Origin of the sequence: Streptomyces sp. NPDC052682 (assembly GCF_040678435.1) — a bacterium.
In the GTDB taxonomy this organism is placed as follows: Bacteria; Actinomycetota; Actinomycetes; order Streptomycetales; family Streptomycetaceae; genus Streptomyces.
This window is the reverse complement of sequence record NZ_JBFATS010000014.1, coordinates 65987-82667: the sequence shown is the minus strand read 5'-3', so window position 1 is coordinate 82667 and position 16681 is coordinate 65987. Positions and strand designations below refer to the sequence as shown.

At 73.7% G+C, this 16681-nt stretch carries 14 protein-coding genes; 5 read left to right on the top strand and 9 right to left on the bottom strand.

Annotated features, from left to right (window positions below):
* Window positions 1-8 precede the first annotated feature (8 nt).
* Both AB0K80_RS22700 and AB0K80_RS22695 read right to left on the bottom strand, forming a co-directional pair.
* On the bottom strand, window positions 9-1298 hold the full coding sequence (locus AB0K80_RS22700) for a GAF domain-containing protein (RefSeq protein WP_365672376.1): 1290 nt from the start codon (window positions 1296-1298) through the stop codon (window positions 9-11).
* A gap of 260 nt (window positions 1299-1558) precedes the next feature.
* The gene (locus AB0K80_RS22695; protein WP_365672375.1) at window positions 1559-3196 is read right to left on the bottom strand and encodes an acyl-CoA dehydrogenase family protein; all 1638 of its coding nucleotides are present in this window, start codon (window positions 3194-3196) and stop codon (window positions 1559-1561) included.
* An 87-nt stretch (window positions 3197-3283) separates the two neighbouring features.
* Here AB0K80_RS22695 and AB0K80_RS22690 point away from each other — a divergent pair, with 87 nt between their 5' ends.
* Both AB0K80_RS22690 and AB0K80_RS22685 read left to right on the top strand, forming a co-directional pair.
* On the top strand, window positions 3284-4447 hold the full coding sequence (locus AB0K80_RS22690; protein ID WP_365672372.1) for a YihY/virulence factor BrkB family protein: 1164 nt from the start codon (window positions 3284-3286) through the stop codon (window positions 4445-4447).
* 106 nt (window positions 4448-4553) lie between these two features.
* The gene (locus tag AB0K80_RS22685) at window positions 4554-5237 is read left to right on the top strand and encodes a helix-turn-helix transcriptional regulator (RefSeq protein ID WP_365672588.1); all 684 of its coding nucleotides are present in this window, start codon (window positions 4554-4556) and stop codon (window positions 5235-5237) included.
* Here the strand turns inward: AB0K80_RS22685 and AB0K80_RS22680 are convergent.
* The gene (locus tag AB0K80_RS22680) at window positions 5223-5621 is read right to left on the bottom strand and encodes a VOC family protein (RefSeq protein ID WP_365672370.1); all 399 of its coding nucleotides are present in this window, start codon (window positions 5619-5621) and stop codon (window positions 5223-5225) included. The two genes, AB0K80_RS22685 and AB0K80_RS22680, sit on opposite strands and share 15 nt — an antisense overlap.
* Window positions 5622-5686: 65 nt before the next feature.
* Window positions 5687-6637, bottom strand: a complete 951-nt coding sequence (locus AB0K80_RS22675; protein ID WP_365672368.1) for an aminoglycoside phosphotransferase family protein — start codon at window positions 6635-6637, stop codon at window positions 5687-5689.
* A gap of 51 nt (window positions 6638-6688) precedes the next feature.
* Between AB0K80_RS22675 and AB0K80_RS22670 the strand changes: the two genes are divergently transcribed.
* A complete protein-coding gene (locus AB0K80_RS22670; protein WP_365672365.1) occupies window positions 6689-7351 on the top strand; it encodes a ThuA domain-containing protein in 663 nt (220 codons plus the stop codon).
* Window positions 7352-7413: 62 nt separating this feature from the next.
* Here the strand turns inward: AB0K80_RS22670 and AB0K80_RS22665 are convergent, their stop codons facing one another.
* The 4 genes from AB0K80_RS22665 to AB0K80_RS22650 form a co-directional block, all read right to left on the bottom strand.
* Window positions 7414-9084, bottom strand: coding sequence for a tetratricopeptide repeat protein (locus AB0K80_RS22665; protein ID WP_365672359.1), 1671 nt, complete (start codon window positions 9082-9084; stop codon window positions 7414-7416).
* 61 nt (window positions 9085-9145) lie between these two features.
* Window positions 9146-10189: a substrate-binding domain-containing protein gene (locus tag AB0K80_RS22660; RefSeq protein ID WP_365672355.1), complete on the bottom strand. Its 1044-nt coding sequence runs from the start codon at window positions 10187-10189 to the stop codon at window positions 9146-9148.
* A gap of 671 nt (window positions 10190-10860) precedes the next feature.
* Window positions 10861-11034, bottom strand: a complete 174-nt coding sequence (locus AB0K80_RS22655; protein ID WP_365672353.1) for a hypothetical protein — start codon at window positions 11032-11034, stop codon at window positions 10861-10863.
* A 154-nt stretch (window positions 11035-11188) separates the two neighbouring features.
* Window positions 11189-12433: a hypothetical protein gene (locus AB0K80_RS22650; RefSeq protein ID WP_365672352.1), complete on the bottom strand. Its 1245-nt coding sequence runs from the start codon at window positions 12431-12433 to the stop codon at window positions 11189-11191.
* A 220-nt stretch (window positions 12434-12653) separates the two neighbouring features.
* Here AB0K80_RS22650 and AB0K80_RS22645 point away from each other — a divergent pair, with 220 nt between their 5' ends.
* A complete protein-coding gene (locus tag AB0K80_RS22645; RefSeq protein ID WP_365672350.1) occupies window positions 12654-12959 on the top strand; it encodes a hypothetical protein in 306 nt (101 codons plus the stop codon).
* 308 nt (window positions 12960-13267) lie between these two features.
* Entirely contained in the window at window positions 13268-15649 is a 2382-nt protein-coding gene (locus tag AB0K80_RS22640) for a hypothetical protein (RefSeq protein WP_365672348.1), read from the top strand.
* A 66-nt stretch (window positions 15650-15715) separates the two neighbouring features.
* Here the strand turns inward: AB0K80_RS22640 and mmuM are convergent, their stop codons facing one another.
* Entirely contained in the window at window positions 15716-16627 is a 912-nt protein-coding gene (mmuM, locus tag AB0K80_RS22635; protein ID WP_365672346.1) for a homocysteine S-methyltransferase, read from the bottom strand.
* Window positions 16628-16681: the final 54 nt, after the last annotated feature.

Below are 16681 nucleotides of genomic sequence, written 5' to 3'. Positions count from 1 at the left end.
CCGGGGGTTCAGGGCGTGTGGAGGGCGGCCCGCCGCCTGCCCACCGCCGGTGCCGTGGAGTGCGGCAGCAGATCGCGCGGGTCCTCGGGCAGCAGCACCTCCACCTCCGCCTCGTCGTGGAACCGGTACGGCCGGTGCTCCAGCAGCGCCCCGAGGTAGCGCCGGATCCGCGACATCTCGGCGCGGACCGTCACCGTACGGGCCGGGTCGCCGAACAGGTCCGCCGCCAGGCCCGCGGCACCGCGCCCCGGCCGGTGCACGGCCAGCAGGTACAGCAACTCGGCGTGCCGGGGACTCAGTTCCCGGCTCCAGCTGCCCGCGCCGCCGAAGACCTCCAGCGACCAGCGGCGCGGCTGCCTCAGGTCCAGCACGATCCGGGCGGCACCGCCGGGCACCGGCTCCTCGTCGGGCCGTACCAGCCAGCCGCCGGCCAGCGGCTCCAGCGTGCACATCCCCAGGGCCGGCAGCCAGGCCGGGCCCGGCGACGGCGCCTTGGGCAGTCCGACCCGCCGCGTGTACGACATGCCGGTCACCGCGGCGGTCCAGCCGTCCGCGTCGACCACCAGCGCCCGCCCGTCGAGCCGGGCCAGCACCGGGGCCGCCACCGCGCGCAGCCGCTCCAGCGACTCCAGGTGCATCTCGCGCAGCCGCGCCTCGGCGAGCCGGGCCACCGATTCCACCCAGGCCAGCGTCGCCGGGTGCATCGTCTCCAGCGGGCCGCTGACGTCCACCACGCCGATCAGCCGGCCGTCCCGCGGGTCGGTCAGCGGCGCACCGGCACAGGTCCAGGTGGCGTGCGACCGTACGAAGTGCTCGGAGGCGAAGACCTGCACGGGGCGGCGGGCCACCGCCGCGGTGCCCACGCCGTTGGTGCCGACGACGTCCTCACGCCAGTCCGCGCCGGGCTCGAAACCGAGCCCGTCGGCCTTGCGCAGCACCGGCGCGCTGCCCTCGCGCCACAGCACCCGGCCCTCCTCGTCGGCGACCACCATGATGTGGTGGGCGACGTCCGCGACCGACAGCAGTCCCTCCCGCAACACCGGCAGCACATGCCGCAGCACCGAGGCCTCGCGCCGCCGCCGCACCTCCTCCCGGGACAGCAGCCCCGCCCTGACGCCGTGGTCCGGGTCGACACCGCGGCGCAGCATCCGCTCCCAGGACTGCCCGATCACCGGCCGGGGCGGTACGGGGGCGCGCTGACCGGAGAGCGTGGCGGAGCGGACCTCGTTGAGCACCCGGGCCGCCCGTGCCGTGTCGACGGCGGCGAGCTGCGTCACGTCCAACGGCGTCGGTGCCACGGGGCCTCCTGGAAGTCCGGTCCGTTCCATGGTGCCGTCCGCCGCGGCTCAGGCGCACAGTCCGCACACAGACAGCAGCAAGTTGCAACCCCTTGCAACCCTGGTGAACGGCCCGCCCCGGGGCCGAGAATGGAGCGACGCCGCTGAGCGGCGTCGACGGCTCGAACGGGCCAGTGCGGCGGGGGGTGGTGCCGTGTCGGCGCAGCACCACCCCTTGCCTCCGGCGTGCCCCGCCTTTTCTCCGGCGTGCCGCCCTCCGCTCAGGCGGGCACCGGACGCGCCCGCTCCACCACGTACGTCAGATCCAGACTCGGCGGCAGGGTGCCGAAGGACGCCCCCGCGTCCGTGCCCAGGCGGGACGCGCAGAACGTGTCGGCGATCTCCGGGGGCGCGTACCGGACGAGCAGGGCGCCCTGGAGGACCAGGGCGAGCCGCTCCACCAGGCGGCGGGCCCGGGCCTCGACACCGCCGAGGTCGGCGAGTTCGGTCAGCAGGTTCTTGATGGCGCCGTCGAGGCGGTGGTCGGCGCCCCGCGCCTGCCCCACCTCCCCGAGGTACGCGTCGAGCACCTGCGGCTCCCGCTGAAGCGCCCGCAGCACGTCCAGCGCCTGGACGTTGCCCGCGCCCTCCCAGATCGAGTTCAGCGGCGACTCGCGCACCAGCCGGGGCATGCCGGACTCCTCGACGTACCCGTTGCCGCCCAAGCACTCGGCGGCCTCCACCGCCACCGACGGGCAGCGCTTGGTCACCCAGTACTTGGCCGCCGGCACCGCGATCCGCAGCAGCGCCCGCTCCTGCTCGCTGCCGGCGTCGTACGCGGCCGCCAGCCGCAGCGCCAGCGTCGTCGCCGCCTCCGACTCGATCGCCAGGTCGGCGAGGACGTTGCGCATCAGCGGCTTGTCGATCAGCTTCCCGCCGAACGCCTCCCGGTACGCGCAGTGGTGCACGGCCTGCGCCACGGCCTGCCGCATCAGCCCCGCCGAGCCCAGCACACAGTCCAGCCGGGTCGCCGCCACCATGCCGATGATGGTGCGCACCCCGTGCCCTTCCTCGCCCACCCGGCGCGCCCAGGTCCCGTCGAACTCGACCTCGGCGGAGGCGTTGGACCGGTTGCCGAGCTTGTCCTTCAGCCGCTGGACGAGGAACACGTTGCGGGTGCCGTCCTCCAGCACCCGAGGGACCAGGAAGCAGGTCAGCCCGCCCGGCGCCTGGGCGAGGACCAGGAAGGCGTCGGACATCGGCGCCGAGCAGAACCACTTGTGCCCGGTCAGCTCGTACGTGCCGTCCTCGGCGAGCGGCCGGGCGGTCGTGGTGTTGGCGCGTACGTCGCTGCCGCCCTGCTTCTCCGTCATGCCCATCCCGAACAGCACCCCGGCCTTGAGGTGGGCGGGCCTCAGGCCCCGGTCGTACACCGTCGACGTCAGCCGCGGCTCCCACTCGGCGGCGAGCTGCGGGTCGGTGCGCAGCGCGGGCACCGCGGCGTGCGTCATCGACAGCGGGCAGGTGTTGCCCGCCTCCACCTGCGTCCACACCAGGAACGCGGCGGCCCGCCGCACATGCCCGCCCGGCCGGTTCCACGCCGAGGTCAGCCCCGCCGAGACGCCCTTGCCCAGCAGCCGGTGCCAGGCCGGGTGGAAGTCGACCTCGTCGACGCGGTGCCCGTAGCGGTCGTGGGTGCGCAGCCGGGGCGGGTTCTCGTCGGCCTGCACCCCCCACTCCTGCACCTGCGCCGAACCCGAGGTCCGCCCGTGCGCCGACAGCTCCCCGAGCGCCTCGTCGAGCAGGCCGGGGTCCAGGTGCCGGCGGACCGCCGCCGTCAGGGCCCGGTCGGCGGAGAAAACGTCGTAGCCGGTCAGCGGCGGTGGCTGGTTGGCCACGGTGTGGGTGCTGCGTGCCATGTCTGCGAACGTACCCCGCGGTACCCCGAGCTCACCTCACGGACACTGCGGGTGAGCGCGACCTGGCGCGACGGATACCTTTAGGGCGTGCAGCCAGCAAGTGAAACCCCCGACAGGCCCTCCGGCCGCCTCCACCGGGCCAGAGCCCTCTACCGGAACGTCTCCAAACGCAAAACCGCCTGGCTGTTGCTCAAGGACACCGTCAACTCCTGCATGGAGTACCGCATCCTGGGCCTGGCGGCCGAGGCCGCGTTCTTCACGCTGCTGTCCGTGCCGCCGCTGCTGCTGAGCATGATCGGACTGCTCGGCTACGTCGACGCCTGGACCGGCGCCGACACCATCCAGAGCCTCCAGACCAACCTGCTGGAGGCCGCCCGCACGGTCCTGTCCGACCGGGGCGTGAAGGAGATCGCCCAGCCGATCCTGCACGACGTGATGAAGGGCGGCCGGCCCGACGTCATCTCCATCGGTTTCCTGTTCGCCCTGTGGTCCGGCTCCCGCGCCGTGAACGTCTTCATCGACACGATCACCGTGATGTACGGCCTCGACGGCGTCCGCGGCATCGTCAAGACCCGCCTGCTGGCCTTCCTGCTGTTCATCGTCGCCCTGCTGATCGGCTCGGTCGCGCTGCCGCTGATGGTGGCCGGGCCGGACGCGGTGGTGCGGATCGTGCCCTGGTCGACGACGGTGGTGCAGATCCTGTACTGGCCCGTCGTGATCCTGCTGTCGATCGCGTTCCTGACCACCCTCTACCACGTGTCCGTGCCCGTGCGCTCCCCGTGGGTCGAGGACGTACCGGGCGCGCTGGTCGCCCTCGGCATGTGGGTGCTCGGCAGCTTCCTGCTGCGCATCTACCTGACCAGCACGGTCGAGGGCCCCACCATCTACGGCTCCCTCGCCGCGCCGGTCGCCGTGCTGCTGTGGATCGGCGTGTCCGCGTTCGCCGTGCTCGTCGGGGCCGCGGTCAACGCCGCCATCGACCGGGTCTGGCCGGCCGCCGCCACGGCGGCGGCCCGCGAGGCCAACGAGCGGCTGCGGCAGGCCCAGGTCGCCGAGTACGTGGCCCGCGCCGCGGCCGCCGGGGAGGCCGACCCCGACATGCCCTCGGAGTTCCCCGAGCGGTGGTCGCGCTTCCTGCCGCCCGACGACGTCACGGCCCGGCTGCGCGCCCATGTCAAGAGCACCCACGGCAGGACCGGACACGCGGACGGCTCCGACCACCACCGGGACGAGCCGCCGCCCGGGCAGTGACCATCGGCCCTTCACGGCTCCGCCGGGGCGGTCCACCGGGCCGGGCGGCGCACCCCCGGTGGGGTACCGGGCCGGGCGGCGTAGCCTGGCGTACGTGTCGTCGTACGTGTACGCGGAGCGGCCCTCCCGGCTGCCCGGCGCGGTCGTGTGGACCAGCACCCCGGCCGGCTCCGACCCCGCCCGGATCCTGCCCGACGGCTGCATGGACCTGCTGTGGAACCAGGGACGGCTGCTGGTCGCCGGACCCGACACACGCGCGTACGTCACCGACGGCGAGGCTGGCGCCTGGGCCGGTGTCCGCTTCTTCCCGGGCACGGCGCCCGCGCTGCTGGGGGTGCCCGCCGACGAGCTGCGCGACCGCAGGGTCGCGCTCGCGGACCTGTGGCCCGCCGCGGAGGTCCGGCGCCTGGCCGCCCGGGTGGCGGCGGCCCCGGACCCCGCCACCGGCCTGGAGGAACTGGCGCTGCGCCGCGCGGCCGGCACCCCACCCCCCGACCCGCTGCTGCGGCGCGTGGTGACGGCCCTGGCCGCCGGCCGCCCGGTCGCCGCGACCGCCGACGCGCTCGGCCTCGGCGCCCGCCAGCTGCACCGCCGCTCCCTGGCCGCCTTCGGCTACGGACCCAAGACGCTGGCCCGCGTCCTCAGGCTGCAGCGCGCCCTCGCCCTGGCCCGCTCCGGCCTGCCCCTCGCGCAGACGGCGGCCCGGGCCGGTTACGCCGACCAGGCCCACCTCACCCGCGAGGTGCGGGAGCTGACCGGGCTGCGGCCGCGGGACCTACTGGCCCGGTAGCGGCGCGAACAGGTCCACGCCGTTGCCGTCGGGGTCGTGCACGGTGGCGTACCGCTGCCCCCAGAAGGCGTCCCACGGCTTGAGCTCACCGTGGTACCCGGCGCCCACCAGGTCCGCGTACACGGCGTCGACCTCCTCGGGCCCGTCGCAGCGCAGCGCCAGCGAGGCGCGGCTGCCGCCCCGCGGCGGCCGCCATTCGGCGTGGAAGGAACGGACGGTGTCCTCGGTGTCGAGCATCAGCCGCAGCCCGCCGGGCAGTGCGGCTTCGGCGTGCGGCTGGTTGCCGGAACCCTCCGGGAAGGGGAACCCGAGACGGCGGTAGAAGGCGACGGAGGCGGCCATGTCGGAGACGACGAGGCCGATGGCATCGAAGCGTGCGGTCATGCGGTCACCGTAGGCGGGGCCGCGGTGGCCGGTCTTGAACGAATCGGACCTCACTCCCCGCCGGGTCAGCGGGCGGACTTGTCGGGGAACTCCTGGAGCACCTTGGCCAGGTGGTCGGCGAGCGCGGTGAGCTGCGCCAGCCGTGGCCCGCCCCGGGCGATCCGGAAGCCGTGACGGCGGCCGTGGAACGCGGCCTGGACGGCGTGGAACTGGGCCCAGCGGCGGGCGCGTTCCCGTTCGACCTCCGCGGCCTCGGCGAAGACGTCCAGCAGACGGTGCACGGACCGGCGCAGGTCACCGCCGGCCTCCAGCAGCGCCGGCAGGCGGGACTTCAGCAGGGTGCCGCCGTCGTAGGCCAGGTCGCCCGCGTACCCCTTGGGGTCCACGGCCAGCCACGGCTCGCGGTCGGCGCGCAGGATGTTGCGGGCGTGCAGGTCGCCGTGCAGGAGCGTGTCCGGCTGGAGGGGGCCCAGCTCGCGGACGGTCGCCACCGCCGCCGCCACCACACGCCGGGGCATGGTGTGCGGCAACTCCGCGGCGTCTCTTCGCAGTTCCGCCTCCCAGTGGCCCGCGCGCTCTCGCAGCCGGGGCAGGCCGGGCGGCGCCGGGACGGCGAGTCGGCGGCCGATCCGCGCCGCGACCGTCACGATCTCCTCGTTGTCCGCCCGCTCCGCCAGGGTCGTCGTCCGGGCCCGCTCCAGCAGCATCGCGAACCGGTCGACGTCGCGCTCGTACAGCAGCACGGCCCCGCGCCCGCCCCACGCCGCGAAGGCGTCCGGCTCGTGGACGTTGCCCGGATGCGGAAAGGACACCTTGAGCACGGCGGCCTCGCCGCCTTGCCGGCGCACCGGGACGACGACGCCGACACCACCGTGCAGCACCTCACCGTCCGGCACGCACCCCCAGCGCGCCAGCAACTCGTCCACGATCCCGGGCAGCTCGGCGAGCCAGGCCGCGCCGGCCTCCCCTTCCCGCTCGACGGTGCCCCGCGCGAAGGCCTGAGGTATCCGGATCATCCGGCGACGATACCGAGCCCTGGGCGTCCGCGAACGGCATAGGCTCACGCCATGGCGCCCCGACTCCTCGTCTACAGCCGCACCACCGCCTACCGGCACGACTCGATCCCCGCGGGCATCGCCGCCCTGCGCGCCCTCGGCGGCTTCGAGGTGGACGCCACCGAGGACCCCGCCGTCCTCGAGCACCCCCTGGACGCCTACGCGGCCGTCGTCTTCCTCTCCACCAGCGGCGAGGTCCTCACCCCGCGCGGCCGCGAACGGCTCGCGGCGTACGTCGACGCGGGCGGCGGCTTCGCCGGCGTGCACGCCGCCGCCTGCACCGAGTACGACTGGCCGTACTACGGCCGGATGCTGGGCACCTGGTTCGCCCGCCACCCGGAGCACCAGCCCGGCCGGGCCGTCGTCGAGGACCACGACCACCCCGCCACCCGGCACCTGCCGGCCGTGTGGCACGTCACCGACGAGTGGTACGACTTCCGCACCAACCCCCGCGCCGCGGTCCACGTCCTGGTCCGCGCCGACGAGTCGTCCTACGAGGGCGGCGGCATGGGCGACGACCACCCCGTGGTCTGGTGCCGCCGCCAGGGCGCCGGCCGTGTCTTCTACACCGCCCTCGGCCACGCCCCGGAGGCCTACCACGACCCCCACTTCCGGGCCCACCTGCGGGGCGGGATCGGCTGGGCCGCACGCGTGACGGACAGCGGATCACACTGACGAGGCGTCAACTGCGTGGCGGGCGCGGACGGCTGCCCGCGGCGGAGGTGCCCGGCCGGCGGTCAGGCCGTCAGCGCCGCCTCCACCTGCGCCAGTTCCTGCCGCGGGTCGGCCATCCGGGACAGCACGACCAGATCGTCCTGGCTGTAGCGGGCCCTCACGTCGTCGTCCCAGCGGGCGGCGGCGGTCCGCAGCGGCTCGACGGCTTCGGCGAGACGCCCCAGCCGGTGCAGGACGAGTCCGTAGTACCCGGCGGCCTCCGTCCTGAAGGCCGTCTCCCCGCCCTGCTCCCAGGCCGTACGGAGAAACGGCTCCGCCTCCGCGTACGCGCCGCGCTGGGCCTTCAGCTTGCCCGCGAGCATGGCGTTCAGCCCGGACCCGTCACCGGCCGCGCGGACATACCAGCGTTCGGCCTCCTGGAAGTCCCGGTGGTGCTCGGAGAGCCACCCCATGTGGTTGCACGCGTCATGGTGCCCCGCCTCGGCGGCCGTCCGGTACCACTGGTCGCGCAGGGTGGGCTTGCGCAATGCGCCGTACAGTTCCGCCAGGTCGTACGCCGCCTCGGGGTCCCCGGCCAGCGCGGCGGGTTCGATCCAGCGGATGAGGTGGCGGTCGTCCGCACCGCCCCAGTCGCCGAGGATCTTCCCGTACGCGTACGAGGCGTGCACGTCGCCCGCCTCGGCCCGCTCGCGCAGCCCGGGCAGCCGGCGCAGATCCTTGCCGGGCCCGACGGTTCCGCTCTCGCGGATCGCGGCGATCCGGGCGAGCTGCTCGACGACGTCCTCGTCGTCCTCGCCGACTTCCCGGAACCACCGTTCGGCCTCCTCGTAACGCCGCTGCCGCTTGCACAGCAGCGCGAGGTTCCACTGGGCCGGCGGATGCCCCTGGGCGGCGGCGAGGCCGTACCAGTGCTCGGCGTCGACGAGGTCGCCGCGCTGCTCGTGCAGGACACCGAGGACGTACGAGGCGCCTTCGTAACCCTCTTCGTGGGCCCGCAGCAGCAGGCCACGGGCCTCGGGCCAGGAGGAGTCACCGCCGGTCTCCGCCAGGAACACGGCATGGTCCACGCGGGCGGCGGAGCTGAGCGCGGAGGCCCTGCGGTAGTAACCGGCGGCTTCGGCCGTCAGGCCCGGGTAGTCGCGGAAGTGCTGTTCCAGGGCGAACAGCGGGCGCAGCGCCTCCGCGGCGGCGTCCGCGTCCTGGGCGGCCTCGGCGGCGTTGAGCCCCGCCGCGACGCGGTCGAAGTCCTCGCGGATCGACTCGAAGAGCTGTACCCAGCGGAAGACCGCGATGTCGCCGAGATCGATGTCGCTCATCAGGAACTTCGCCGCATCGTCGACCCGCCCCTCGGCCGCGAGCAGCTTGCCCAGCTCGATCTTGCAGTCGAGGTGGCGTCCGCCCTCCCAGCCGCGGCGGAACCAGTCGGCGGCCTCCGGGTCCCCGTTCTCGCGGAGCAGGACGCCCAGTCCGTAGGCGCATCCGGCGTGACGGTCGGCGACGGCGCGGTACAGCGCTTCCGCGGCCTGCCGATCGCCCCGGATCTTCCGGTACCGGGCAAGGGTGTAGTGCGAGAAGGCGTCGCCGGCCGCCACCGCCTGCTCCCAGTAGGGGATCCCTTCGTCCACGAGGTGGCGCAGCACGAAGAAGTCGGTGTGCCGTCGGGCTGCCGCGGTGTCGCCGGCGCGGGCGGCGGCGACGAGCGCCTCCCCGTGGGCCTGTATGTCCTCCATCATGATCGCATCGTGCCAGGGAGCGCCAACAACCCGCCAACACGGGGGTGTTGCCCTCCTCAGGTCAGCCTCGCGGTCTCGCCGTGCTGGCGCGTTCGATCAGGCGCGTGGACAGTTCCGTGCGGGTGCCCTCGGGACGGCTGCCGTCCATCATCCGCACCAGCAGCCGCACAGCCGTCGCCGCCATCTCCGACAGCGGCTGACGGACCGTGGTCAGGGCCGGGCTCACCCAGCGGGACTCGGGAAGGTCGTCGAAACCGACCACGCTGACATCGTCCGGGACCCTCAGCCCCCGCTCGGCCAGCGCCTCGTACACCCCGAGCGCCATCCGGTCCGAGCAGACGAACACGGCCGTCGGCGGCTCGGGCAGGTCGAGGAGTTCCAGCATCCGGCGGCGGGCCGCCGCCTCGTCGAACGCGCCGTGCCGGACGTACGCGGCGCGCTGTTCCACACCCGCCGAGGCCAGCGCCGAGCGGTACCCGGCGACCCGGGCACTGCTGCTCACCGTGCGCCGGGGACCGGCGATCACGGCGATCCGCTCGTGGCCCAGCGCCAGCAGGTGCTCGGTCGCGCTCACCCCGCCCTGCCAGTTCGCCGCACCCACCGACACCACCCCCGGCGGCGGTTCGCGGACCGGGTCGATCATCACGTAGGGAATGCGGTGCTGTTCCAGCCAGGCGTACTGCGACTCGCTCAGCTCGGCCAGGTCGAACAGCACCCCGTGCGAGCCGCGTGCGCCCAGCCTGTCCAGCCAGCCCCGCTCGGGGCGCCCGCCGCGGTCACGGGCCGGCGCGGCGCAGACCACGACCTCCAGTCCCACGTCGTACGCCGCCTCCGTCACACCGTGCAGCACCGCACCCGACCAGGGACTCTCCAGCGACTGCACGACCAGGTCGACCAGCCGCGGTGCCTTCGCCGTGTCGAAACGGGGCCGGCGCACGTAACCGAGCCGGTCCAGTGCCTCGGTGACGCGCCGGCGGGTCTCGGGCGCCACGTCCTCCCGTCCGTTGACCACCTTCGACGCGGTCGGCACGGACACCCCCGCCTCGCGGGCCACGACCGCCAGCGTCGGACCGGCCGCCGCGCTCGCACTCCCCGTACGGACCATCGGGAACCCCACCTCTCCGGCCCGCCCGAGGGCCGTGGAAAGTTTCGACCAGCGCTGCCTGCCGCGCTCCGCAGAGCACGCCGACCAGACCCTAAAGAAAGCGCTTCCTACTCTAGGTCTGGCTCAACTCGGCGGGAAGACAGAGGAATCAGCGGGTTTCCTTGGCGCAAAACTTTCGAAACCCCGAACGCGTGGGTGATCCCCATGCGGACAGGCGCGGGTGTGCCCGCGGGCGGGCGGCCGAGGCGGAGCTTCCCGAGGTGCTCAGCCTCCACCGCGAGCTCAGCCCCGACGACGCCCCGCTGCGCCACGACACGCGGCCGGGATCTGGGCCGCGACAGCCGCGCAGCAGGGGCGGACGCCGACCGTCCTGGTGGCCGACGCCGACGGCGCCCTGGCCGGAACGGCGGACTGCCTGGTGATGCCGAACCTCACCCGCGGCGGGATGCGTCTCGGTGGGGGCGGGTTGCTGCCTGGTGCCCGGCGCGGCTGGTCACTGCGTACTGGGACCGGCTGGTGTGCGTCTCGGTGGTGGTGGGTTGCTGCCTGGTGCCCGGCGCGGCTGGTCACTGCGTACTGGGATCGGCTGGTGTGCGTCTCGGTGGTGGCGGGTTGCTGCCCGGTGCCCGGCGCGGCTGGTCACCGCGTACCGGGCGCGGCCGACGTGCGCCTCAGTGGCGGGCCGGCTGCTGCCCGGCGCCCAGCCGCACGGGCGCCACCATGTCCTCCAGCATGAACGCCAGAGTGGGCGTGCCGGCCCGGGCGACCCCTTTCGCGCGTGCGTCGGCGACGTGGTCCAGCTCGCGCACCGCCCGCATCACCCGCGCCCTGGTGGCCGCGCTCACCGGGTACACCCCCGCCGAACTCCCGGGACACCGCCGACGCCAACACCCCCGCCCAGGCAGGCCGCCACGTCCCGGATCGCACCCGGACGGGAACCGGCTCCCGCGGGGAGGCCGGCGGCAGTGGGGAGGAACGGGACGAGGGTAGAGGGGCACGCTACGGTCCGGCCTGCCGGGCGGATCGTCCCGCCCGTGCCTCCGCCTCGGCGCCCCCGTGGAATCCCCGGGTGTCCCCCTCGGCGCCGCCCGAGAGGCCTGGCCGCTCGCCCGGTGCCGCCCAGCGCTCCTCCTTGACGGCGGCCGTCTCCGGGTCGGCCACCGCGTCGGTGGGTTTGCCCACCTCCGACAACGTCAGCTGGGCCCGGTCGTCGACCAGGCGGGTCACCAGGTGCTGCGCGGCGCCGAAGACGGCGGCCCAGGCGAGCACCTGGGCCCGGCTGTCGAGATCGCTCAGCCCGGGCACGAAGGCGCCCCTGATCAGCAGCAGCCCGAGGAAGGCCGACAGGGCGCCGGTCGGGAACTTCAGGACCGCCGACGCCAAGGGAAGCATGTACGGGGCGTTGGTGCCGCGGATGCGGCGCAGTGAGGCGATGACGGTGAGCGCCGCGCCGGCCAGCCCGGCGATCTCGACGGTGAGGATGTCCTTGCGCTGGGCGAGGCTGCTGGCGGCGGTGCTGGGCGACACCCCGGAATGCTCCCTGGAGGGACACACCACCTGCACCTGTTCCGCGCCGCCCGGGCTGACCTTCGGGGTGAAGCACAGGCTCAGCGAGGACGGGAAGAACCAGCCGTACAGCGCGAGGCCCGCCACACCGAGCAGCACGAGGAACGTGGCGGTCCACAGGATGTTGCGCAGGCTCCGCACCCGGGCCAGTTCGCCGTCGAGGGTGTTGTAGGAGGCGTCCAGCACTCTGGCCATGAGCTCCCGGTCGCTCGGCGTCATCTCCCCGGAGACGATCTGCCGGAGCCGCTGGGTAAGCCGTATGCGCTGCGGGTCGTCGGCTTCCAGGTGCTGCTTGGCGAGCGCCATGACCTCCCCGGCGCGGCCGGCGGCCTCCGTGTCGGACACCAGCTGCAGCAGCAGGACGTCGGCGCTGCGCACATTGGACCAGACACCTTCGCGGGCGGTGGAGCCCGACCACAGCCGCCGCCATCCGAACTCCTCGTCGGCGGCGGCGCGGGCGTTGTCGAGGTGACGCCGCATTCCCTCCAGCAGCGCCTTGCGTTCCTCGGAACGACCCGGCCTGCCGGTCTCCTGCTGGAGTTGCGCCTCCAGATACGCGATACGGGTCTTCGCCCGGGCACGCCACGGCGAGGGCTGTGCTCGGGTGCGCCCCCGGCCGGTGAGCCACGGGTACGCACCGACCGGCTGCCGTTCTCGCGCCGGCACGGAGGTGTTCATCGTCAAACCTCCGTCGGCACGCGGGACATGCTCAATCCCGTAGCCTAATAAGAATCGAGCGGAATGGGAAGAGAGGGGAAGAAGGAGGGAAGAAAGGGGAAAGAGAGGAAACGGCCGTGCGTTACACCGTCAATTTACGCGCTCGCTCTGCCTTTTTTCCTCTTCAGTTATTGACGCGTGAACCGCTGTGGCGGTTGCCGTGCTCGCGAAAGGCGGCGCCATGAGCGACCGTGAGCTGACCATCGCGCTGGAAGAAGGCTTCGACCACCGGCATGTCGTCGTCCTGGTCGACGGCCGGGTCGTCCTCGACGATCCCGATGTCAGCACGCGGCACCAGATCGGCCTGGCCAGGTCGGTCCGTGTCGCCCTGCCCGAGGGAGACCACTTCGTCGGTGTGCGTCTGGACGGATCCGACCGCCTCGACCTGCGGATCGACACGGCCGCCATCCGTTCGGTGCGGGTCAGCGTCACCGCTGACGGCGGTGTGCACGCCGTCGCCGGCGGCGATCTGCCGGGCTATCTCTGAGAGCGCCGAGCCGAGTTGCAGCCCGTTTCCGCCGGGCTTTGACTGAGGAGAGGGCCACGAACAGGCGGGTTTTCCCGCCCTTGCTCGAATTACTCGCCCGATTCTCTCTTCCCGAAAGTCTCGCTCCCCGAGGTTCGTTGCCCGAAGTTCCGCTGTCCCAAGCCGCGCTGCCCCGAAGCCGCGGTGCCCGAAGTGCGCCTCGTACCGTGCGCCTTCGCCCTGCCGGCGGCTTTCCGTGCCGTCGTCGGACAGCCGTGACAGCGGCGGAAGCAGAGGCCTCCCGCGCCGACGCCTCATCAGGAGGAAGAATGACCACCCAGGAATTCAAGCCCCGCGGCGAGTTCGACCAACTGGTCACCGCCGTCGCGGACCAGATCTCCCGCCGTCTGGGCGGCGAACAGCAGGCCGAGCAGGCGCCACAGGCGACCAGGGAGCCCGAGCAGCTCCTCCCGGCGCGACGCAGCGGCGTCTACGTCCGTGACAACCGTCCCTTCCCGGTCCCGGGCGGTGGTCAGGGGGCCGAGGCCCTGGCCGGGGCCGGGGAGGCCGGCGCGGCCGGGACCGGCCCGGGCGGTCCGGCGACGAGGCCGGGCGGCGTTGCGCCGCGCAACGGGCAGGCCCAGCCGGCGGACGCCGAGGCCGGCCTGCGGACCGGCCCCGCGCCGGCCGCCGCGATCCCGGGCACCTTCGAGGAGCTGCGCGTCGACGTGGACGGCCCCGCGCCCACGATGACCGTCTCCGGCACCGTCTTCCGGCTCTTCGGCGGCAGGCTCACCTGGATCGCACAGGTCACCCGGCAGCCGAACGGCTCGTACACCGGACCGATCACGTACCGCGACGGCAACCCGTCGCTGCGCCCGGGCAACGCGATCCGTGTGCGGCTGACCGGCACACCGCCGCTTCAGCTCATGGGCGCGCTGGTGACCTTCGTACGGCCCGACGCGCCGGACGAAGTGGTCCGCTACACGCATGTCACCCCCGACTTCCGCACCGTGCACATCGAGTTCGACCGGGTCTCCGACGCCGAGCAGACCGACTCCTACCGGCTGCGCGACCATCCCGTACGGCCGCCCGACCTGCCCGACGTCACCCTGAGCATCGAGGACGCGTTCACCCGGCAGGGCATCCACGTCACGCGCACCAGGGGCAGCAACGAGATCCCGCTCTCCGAGTCCGTCGACGGCAGCTGGTCCGACATCGAGATGCACGACGCGATGCAGCGGCACTGGTCCGAGTGGAAACCCGGCCCGTCCGGCGAGGGCGTCGCCCAGTGGCAGGTGTGGACCCTGTTCGCCGGGCAGCACGACCTCGGCCACGATCTGGGCGGCATCATGTTCGACGACATCGGCTCCGCCCAGCGCCAGGGCTGCGCGATCTTCTCGCGCTCCTTCATCTCCGATCCGCCCCCTCGCGACCCCGCGCCCGAGGCGTACGTCCGCCGTATGCGTTTCTGGACGGCGGTGCACGAGATCGGTCACACCTTCAACCTCGCCCACTCCTGGCAGAAGGCGCTGGGAACACCGTGGATCGCGCTGGCCGACGATCCCGAGGCGCTCAGCTACATGAACTACCCGTTCCGCTACCCGCCCGGGGAGCAGGCGTTCTTCAGCGAGTTCCGGTACTTCTTCTCGGAGGACGAACTGCGCTTCCTGCGGCACGCTCCAGAACGGTTCGTGGAACAGGGCAACATCCCGTGGTTCGACCACCACGCCTTCCAGCGGGCGAGAAGTGCCGCCGCCGCGGGGCCGCTGCGCCTCGCCCTGCGCGTCAACCGTGCGTCCGACCCGCAGGGCACCTACCGCTTCAGCATGCTGGAACCGGTGATCGGCGAGCTGAAGCTGACCAACGTCTCGACCGCCCCCATGATGGTCGACCGCGACGCCCTGGTGAGTGAGGACGTCAGCGTCGTCGTGCAGCGCCGGGGCGCCGGCGAGGCCCGCGTCGTGCGGCCGTACCTCACCCACTGCCGGCGGCCCGTGCCAGTGCTGCTCCAGCCCGGTGAGTCGCTGTACGCGCCCGTCTTCCTCTCCAGCGGCCTCGGCGGCTGGCAGATCGACGAACCCGGCGACTACCAGGTGTACGCGGCACTGCGCATCCCCTCCGACGGCGCCGCGCACACCGCGGCCCCGGACGCGACCGGGCAGGTCCTCGCCGAACCGCTGCCCGTACGGGTGCTGCGCCCGGTCAGCCGCGAGCACGAACGCCTCGCGGACGACGTGTACACCGACACCGTCGGACGTGTCCTGGCGCTCGGCGGCAGCCGGGTGCTCGACCACGCCAACGACGTCCTGCGCGAGGCGATCGAGCGTGTCCCCGAGGAACCGGTGGCCCAGCACGCGGCCGCGTGCCTGGTCACCGCCACGGGCGTCCCCGGCAAGGTGCTCACGCGCAGCGACGGCGGTGCCGCGCGCGTCGACGCCCAGGGCACCGACGTCGACACGGCCCTGCCCCTGGCGCAGCGGGCCTACGGCGACCTCGACGCGGCGGCCGACACCTTCGGCCACATCCGCCTGACCCGCAAGGTCGAGGCCACCGCCGGCGCCCTTGCCGCACAGGACCGCCACGACTGGGCCACCGAGCTGCTGGACCGGCTCGTCCAGACGCTGCGGGAGCGCCGGGTCACCCCGCGGGTCGTGGAGCAGGTGCAGGAGGAGAAGCAGCGGATCAGCCGGGAGCAGGGCGGCAGCTAGCCACCGCCGTCGCCGGCCGGCCCACGCCCGCTCCGCCGGGCGTGGGCCGCACGCCGCGTGGAGTGGTCAGCCGGCACGCAGCGAGCGCGCGATCCCGCCGATCGCCTCCGGCCCCACCCGGCAGCACCCCCCGATCAGCCGGGCCCCGGCCGCGCGCCACCCCGTCACCTGCTCGGCGGTGAAGGTCGCGCGGCCGTCCCAGGCCCGGGCCCGGGCGTCCCAGGCCTCACCGCTGTTCGGGTACACCACGACCGGCTTGCCCGTCACCCGCGCCGCGATCTCGATCGCGCCGTCCACGTCCTCGGGCGCGCAGCAGTTGACGCCGACCGCGATCACCTCGTCCACGTCCGCGGCGAGCGCGAAAGCCTCTTCCAGCGGCTGCCCGGCGCGCGTCCGGCGCCCCTGCACGGTGTACGACAGCCAGGCCGGCACCCCGAGCCCGCGCACCGCGCGCAGCAGCGCCGCCGCCTCGTCGGCGTCCGGGACCGTCTCCAGCGCGAGGACGTCGGGGCGGGCGGCGGCCAGCACCTCCATGCGGGGCCGGTGGAAGCGTTCCAGTTCGTCCACCGTGCGCCCGTAGCGGCCCCGGTACTCGGAGCCGTCCGCGAGCATCGCCCCGTACGGGCCGACCGACGCCGCCACCCACAGCGGCCGCGGAACCTCGGCCCGCCGGGCCGCCTCGCGGGCCAACTCCACGCTGAGGGACAGCAGTTCGGCGGCCCGCTCGCGGCCTATGCCGCGCTTGGCGAAGCCGGCGAAGGTGGCCTGGTAGCTGGCGGTGATGGCCACGTCGGCGCCCGCCTCGTAGTAGGCGAGATGCGCCTCGGTGACCGCCTGGGGCCGCTCGGCGAGCAGCCGCGCCGACCACAGCTCGTCGCTCAGGTCGTGCCCGGCCGACTCGAGCTGGTTGGACATGCCGCCGTCGAGGACGACGGTCCCGGCGGCGAGGGCTTCGGCGAGGGGCGAGGTGCTGGTCATGGGGTCGACGGTAGTCGAGGCGACGCCGTACGCCACATCGGTGTGTGTCCATTA

What these genes read in the sequence shown, in the direction of transcription:
- AB0K80_RS22665 (WP_365672359.1), bottom strand. Translation starts at nt 9,084, where the DNA reads ATGATGGAGGACATACAGGCCCACGGGGAGGCGCTCGTCGCCGCCGCC.
- AB0K80_RS22645 (WP_365672350.1), top strand. Translation starts at nt 12,654, where the DNA reads ATGAGCGACCGTGAGCTGACCATCGCGCTGGAAGAAGGCTTCGACCAC.
- AB0K80_RS22640 (WP_365672348.1), top strand. Translation starts at nt 13,268, where the DNA reads ATGACCACCCAGGAATTCAAGCCCCGCGGCGAGTTCGACCAACTGGTC.
- mmuM (WP_365672346.1), bottom strand. Translation starts at nt 16,627, where the DNA reads ATGACCAGCACCTCGCCCCTCGCCGAAGCCCTCGCCGCCGGGACCGTC.
- AB0K80_RS22670 (WP_365672365.1), top strand. Translation starts at nt 6,689, where the DNA reads ATGGCGCCCCGACTCCTCGTCTACAGCCGCACCACCGCCTACCGGCAC.
- AB0K80_RS22680 (WP_365672370.1), bottom strand. Translation starts at nt 5,621, where the DNA reads ATGACCGCACGCTTCGATGCCATCGGCCTCGTCGTCTCCGACATGGCC.
- AB0K80_RS22695 (WP_365672375.1), bottom strand. Translation starts at nt 3,196, where the DNA reads ATGGCACGCAGCACCCACACCGTGGCCAACCAGCCACCGCCGCTGACC.
- AB0K80_RS22650 (WP_365672352.1), bottom strand. Translation starts at nt 12,433, where the DNA reads ATGAACACCTCCGTGCCGGCGCGAGAACGGCAGCCGGTCGGTGCGTAC.
- AB0K80_RS22675 (WP_365672368.1), bottom strand. Translation starts at nt 6,637, where the DNA reads ATGATCCGGATACCTCAGGCCTTCGCGCGGGGCACCGTCGAGCGGGAA.
- AB0K80_RS22660 (WP_365672355.1), bottom strand. Translation starts at nt 10,189, where the DNA reads ATGGTCCGTACGGGGAGTGCGAGCGCGGCGGCCGGTCCGACGCTGGCG.